The organism is uncultured Sphingomonas sp. (assembly GCF_913778135.1).
Classification (GTDB): Bacteria; Pseudomonadota; Alphaproteobacteria; order Sphingomonadales; family Sphingomonadaceae; genus Sphingomonas.
The window spans coordinates 1-4357 of record NZ_CAJYVU010000165.1 but is presented as its reverse complement, the minus strand read 5'-3'; the positions used below and the strand labels follow the sequence as shown (position 1 = coordinate 4357).

Sequence of the window (4357 nt, the reverse complement as noted above, 5' to 3'; positions counted from 1 at the left end):
GCGCGACGGGTCGGCTGCGAGCGCGCGATGATGCGATCGGTGACAGCCTGTACGGCGGGGTTCATGCGAAACTTTCCATCTGCCCTGAGCTGGTCGAAGGGCGCTTCTAGTCGCTCAGGGCGTCAGGACAATGCGGTACGTGGTCTATGCCGCACACGCGGGCGGGGTCAGGGCGCCCAGTGGATGTCGACCGGCAGTTCCACGTCCGCCAGCACGCGACCGATCGGGTAGGGCGATCCCGCGCCCTCGCTGATCGCGTCCTCAATCACCTTGCGCTTGGCGTCACCCGTAACGGCGATCAGCAGTGCGCGCGCGGTGATGATACCGGCGCGGCTCAGCGTCACGCGCGCGACCGGTGCCTCGGACGGCAGCGGATCGGGCATCACGCCCAACGCGCGGCGCTCACGTGGGCCGTTCAGCGCCTCGTCGTAATCGGCGCCGGGGAAGATCGACGCGGTGTGCCCATCGCCGCCGACGCCGAGCACGCAGAGATCGAGCGGCCAGTGCAGGTCCTGCATCAGCGCGTCGGCGGAGCGGCCCGCAGCCTTATAGTCGTCAGTCGCCTTTGGCACGACCGGGATCACGCGCGCGCCCTTTGGGATGAACGTCTTGCCAAGCGCGGTGACGTTCGAGAGCGGGTCGCCCAGCGGCACGATCCGCTCGTCGCTGGGGATGATCGTCACCCGCTTCCAGTCGAGTTTCGCCTTTGCGAGCTTCTCGTAAGCGGGCAGCGGGGTCTTCCCGCCCGCCAGCGCAATCACGGCGGAGCCGCGCGCGTCGATTGCGCTCTCGATCACGAACTGGATGTCGCCCGCGACCGCGTCGGCCAGTTCGGCCGCGTCATCATATTCCCACCACTCGATTTCGGTCGTCATAAACTCTTACTCACATGAATTTGGGAGAGGGCACGCTTTTGCGCTCAATCGTCCTGCCAGGTGACGCCGTCGCGTTCGGTCAGCGCGATCGCCGCCGATGGACCCCAGGTGCCCGCGGGATAATGTTTCGGCTTGGTCCCGTTTGCCGCCCAGCCGGCGCGGATCGCGTCGGTCCACACCCATTGCGCCTCCACCTCATCGCGGCGGACGAACAGCGTCTGGTCGCCCTCGATCAGGTCGAGCAGCAGGCGTTCATAGGCGATACGGCGGCGCTGACCCGCGAATTCGGTATCGAGGCTGAGCTTCAAGGGCACCTCGCGCAGGCGGACGCCGTCGCGGTCGAGCCCCGGCTCCTTCGCCATCACCAGCAGCTCGATATATTCCTCCGGCTGCAAGCGGATGACGAGCGTGTTGGGTTGCAGCAACCCGCCGCGCCCCGAGAACATCGAGTGCGGCACCGGCTTGAACTGGATCGCGATCTCGCTGCGCCGCTTCGCCATCCGCTTGCCGGTGCGCAGGTAGAAGGGCACGCCCTGCCAGCGCCAGTTGTCAACGTGCGCCTTGATCGCGACGAAGGTCTCGACATCCGAATCGTAGCCGAGCTCGTCGTCATAGCCCTTGACGACCTTGCTGCTGACCGCGCCTTCTTCATACTGGCCGGTGACCGTGTTGTGCGGCACGTCGGCGGGCGTCATCACGCGCAGCGAGCGGAACACCTTCGCCTTTTCGTCGCGGATGTCGTCCTTGCTGTAGCGTGCGGGCGGCTCCATCGCGATCAACGCGAGCAGCTGCAGCGTATGGTTGGTGATCATGTCGCGCAGCGCGCCCGCGCCCTCGTAGTAACCGGCGCGATCCTCGAGCCCGACCGTCTCCGCGATCGTGATCTGAACGTTGTCGATACCTTGCGCGTTCCACACCGGCTCGAAGAAGCTGTTGCCGAAGCGCAGCGCCAGGATGTTCTGCACCGTCTCCTTGCCGAGGTAGTGATCGATGCGGAAGATCCGGTCCTCGGGGAAGACGGCGGCCACGGTGTCGTTGATCTCACGGCTGGAGGCGAGGTCGTAGCCGAGCGGCTTCTCCAGCCCGATACGCACGGTGTTGCCGGCAAGCCCGACCTTCTCCAGCCCCTTGACCGCGGGCTCGAACAAGGATGGTGCGGTCGACAGGAAAATCGCGAGGCCGCCCGAGACGTCGCCGACCTTGTCGGCAAGTGCCTGGAACGTCGTCTCGTCGGACAGGTCGGCGGGCTGGAACGACAGCCGCTGTAGGAAGGAGGCGATCTTCTCCTTGTCCTTGCGATCGTCGCTCAGATGCTCGTCGAGTGCCGCGCGCGCGATCTCGCGAAAGCTGTCGTCATTCTCGTCGCCGCGTGCCGATCCGGTGATCGTCAGACCGTCAGGCAGAAGTCCATCGGCGTGGAGGCCGAACAGCGACGGCAGCAGCATGCGCTTCGACAGGTCGCCGGTGGCGCCGAACAGGAGGAGTTTGCCGACGGGATTGCGCTGCATGGTGGCTCCGTGGTCGTTGTGCCCGCGGTGCACCCCGGGGGGCGCGACCGCACGGGCGGGTTGAGTTGGTCAGCGGCGTTAGCGCGTGAGCCCGGCCAACGGGTCCAGCCCCGCCATCAAATTCAGGTTCTGCACCGCCGCGCCCGCCGCGCCCTTGCCCAAATTGTCGAGCGTCGCGATGAGCCGGACTTGGCGCAGATCGTCGTTGCCGAAGACGTGGAGCGTCATGCGATCACTATTCGCATCGTCCTCGATCGTGATGGTGGTCGGCGCCGTGTCGGACACGCGCACCAGATCGTAGCCGGCGTACGCCTGGCGGAGCGCTCGCTCGACCGCATAACGATCGGTGCTGTTCGCCAGTTGCGACAAGTGCAACGGCACTTCGACGACCATGCCGCGATAGGTGTTGGCGACCGCGGGCTGGAAGACGGGGCCGTGCGACAGGCCGGCGTGCCGCGTCATTTCGGGGACGTGCTTGTGCCCGAGCGCGAGCGCGTAGGGACGGAAGGCGGTGTCCGCCGCACCGCTCTCGAACTCGGCGATCATCGACTTCCCGCCGCCCGAATAGCCGGACGTCGCATTGACCGTCACGAGTGCGTCCGCCGGGAGCAGCCCTTCACGCACCAGCGGGCGCACCAGCGCCAGAAAACCGGTCGGGTAGCAGCCCGGGTTAGCAACGAAGCGCGCATTGGCGATCCGTGAGGCCTGGTCGGATTCGAGCTCGGCAAAGCCGTACGTCCAACCATCCGCGACGCGGTGGGCCGTGGAGGCGTCGATCACGCGCGTCGTGTCGTTGTCGATCATCGCCACCGCCTCGCGCGCCGCATCGTCGGGCAGGCAAAGGATGACGACATCGGCGTCGTTCAACGCCTCGCGGCGCGCGACCGCGTCCTTGCGGCGCGCCTCGTCGAGGATCAGCAGCGATACGTCCGTGCGGTTCGACAGCCGCTCACGGATCTCCAACCCGGTCGTGCCAACCGCGCCGTCGATGAAGACCGATGTACTCACTTCGCCGCCACGTCGTCCGCATCGACGTAGCCGACCAGTCCTGCGTCAACCGCGATGCCCCAGGCGACGCCGCCGGTCAGATCGAGCAGGTCGAAGGCGGAGCCGGACGCCAGCGGCGCAATCACCGCCCCGTCGATGGCGCGACCATCACGAAGCCCGGTGTCGCGGACCAATGTACGGCGCAGCGGGGCGGCGTAATGCGGTGCGAACACGCGGTCGGCGAGTCGTACATCGGCGATGTCGGCGCGAACGGCGTTGGTCGCTGGATCGAGCCGGACCGAAGGGCCCGACAAGGCGAAGGTGCGCCGTGCCTCGCGTACCGAAACGGAGTTGGAATGAACGGCCGCGGCGTGATCCATCGATACGCCAGCCGACACCACGTCAGGCGTTGACTGCGGCCCTGACGGGTGCGGCATGGCCGTCGCCCTCACCGATGAACTGCCCGAACTCCTCAAGAAAATCTGCCCCTTCGGATGTACGCGCGACGAAGATGTTGCGTTTGTCGCTGTCGTCGCGTTGCCGGCGCAGATAGCCGAGCGTCCCCAGCCTGTTCAAGGCGCGAGTGACGACCGGTTTGGACACGTTGAGCGCGCGCGCTAGTCCGCGTACGGTATGCGGACCCGGCCGCAGATAGACGACCAGCAGCAATGCCATCTGACGATTGGTGAGATCGGGTTCGCCCGACCGCACGTAATCGACCAGCGCATTCATCCACTGACCAAGTTCGGGCTGAATAAGACCTGCCACTGCCTCGTCCCGATCGTTTGCGTCCCGGAAAGTCGTTCCGGTTCTGTTGTTTTGCTTAACGTCCTGTCCGCGCACTGGTTTCAGCAACGTCATGAAATTGACCGGTGTTCGCCGCCGCGCGCAAACGGGTTGCCGTGCTGGTAGCGAACGGGTCGGCGCGGTTGATTGCGCGGGCGCTCTCGCCTATGTCGCCGCGCGTCGCGCCGCGAAGGCGCCCCC

At 66.3% G+C, this 4357-nt stretch carries 5 protein-coding genes; all 5 read right to left on the bottom strand.

Annotation, left to right across the window (positions count from 1 at the left end):
* Positions 1-167 precede the first annotated feature (167 nt).
* The 5 genes from pgl to QZ847_RS14815 all read right to left on the bottom strand — a co-directional run bounded on the left by pgl (position 168) and on the right by QZ847_RS14815 (position 4102).
* Positions 168-875 carry a 6-phosphogluconolactonase gene (gene pgl / locus QZ847_RS14835; protein ID WP_294357868.1) on the bottom strand — a complete coding sequence of 236 codons (708 nt, stop codon included), beginning with the start codon at positions 873-875 and terminating at the stop codon, positions 168-170.
* Between the two features lie 44 nt (positions 876-919).
* Positions 920-2383: a glucose-6-phosphate dehydrogenase gene (zwf, locus tag QZ847_RS14830; RefSeq protein WP_294190718.1), complete on the bottom strand. Its 1464-nt coding sequence runs from the start codon at positions 2381-2383 to the stop codon at positions 920-922.
* A 78-nt stretch (positions 2384-2461) separates the two neighbouring features.
* Positions 2462-3391 (bottom strand): N-acetyl-gamma-glutamyl-phosphate reductase, encoded by a 930-nt coding sequence (gene argC / locus QZ847_RS14825; protein WP_294357866.1) that lies wholly within the window; start codon positions 3389-3391, stop codon positions 2462-2464.
* Positions 3388-3750: an SH3 domain-containing protein gene (locus QZ847_RS14820; RefSeq protein ID WP_294357864.1), complete on the bottom strand. Its 363-nt coding sequence runs from the start codon at positions 3748-3750 to the stop codon at positions 3388-3390. The genes argC and QZ847_RS14820 overlap by 4 nt, the downstream gene beginning before the upstream one ends.
* A gap of 22 nt (positions 3751-3772) precedes the next feature.
* Positions 3773-4102, bottom strand: a complete 330-nt coding sequence (locus tag QZ847_RS14815; protein WP_294190252.1) for a MarR family transcriptional regulator — start codon at positions 4100-4102, stop codon at positions 3773-3775.
* Between the last annotated feature and the right edge of the window lie 255 nt (positions 4103-4357).

Excerpts from the sequence above, each read along its gene's own strand:
- pgl (WP_294357868.1), bottom strand. The coding sequence starts at position 875 with ATGACGACCGAAATCGAGTGGTGGGAATATGATGACGCGGCCGAACTG.
- zwf (WP_294190718.1), bottom strand. The coding sequence starts at position 2,383 with ATGCAGCGCAATCCCGTCGGCAAACTCCTCCTGTTCGGCGCCACCGGC.
- QZ847_RS14820 (WP_294357864.1), bottom strand. The coding sequence starts at position 3,750 with ATGGATCACGCCGCGGCCGTTCATTCCAACTCCGTTTCGGTACGCGAG.
- QZ847_RS14815 (WP_294190252.1), bottom strand. The coding sequence starts at position 4,102 with ATGAATGCGCTGGTCGATTACGTGCGGTCGGGCGAACCCGATCTCACC.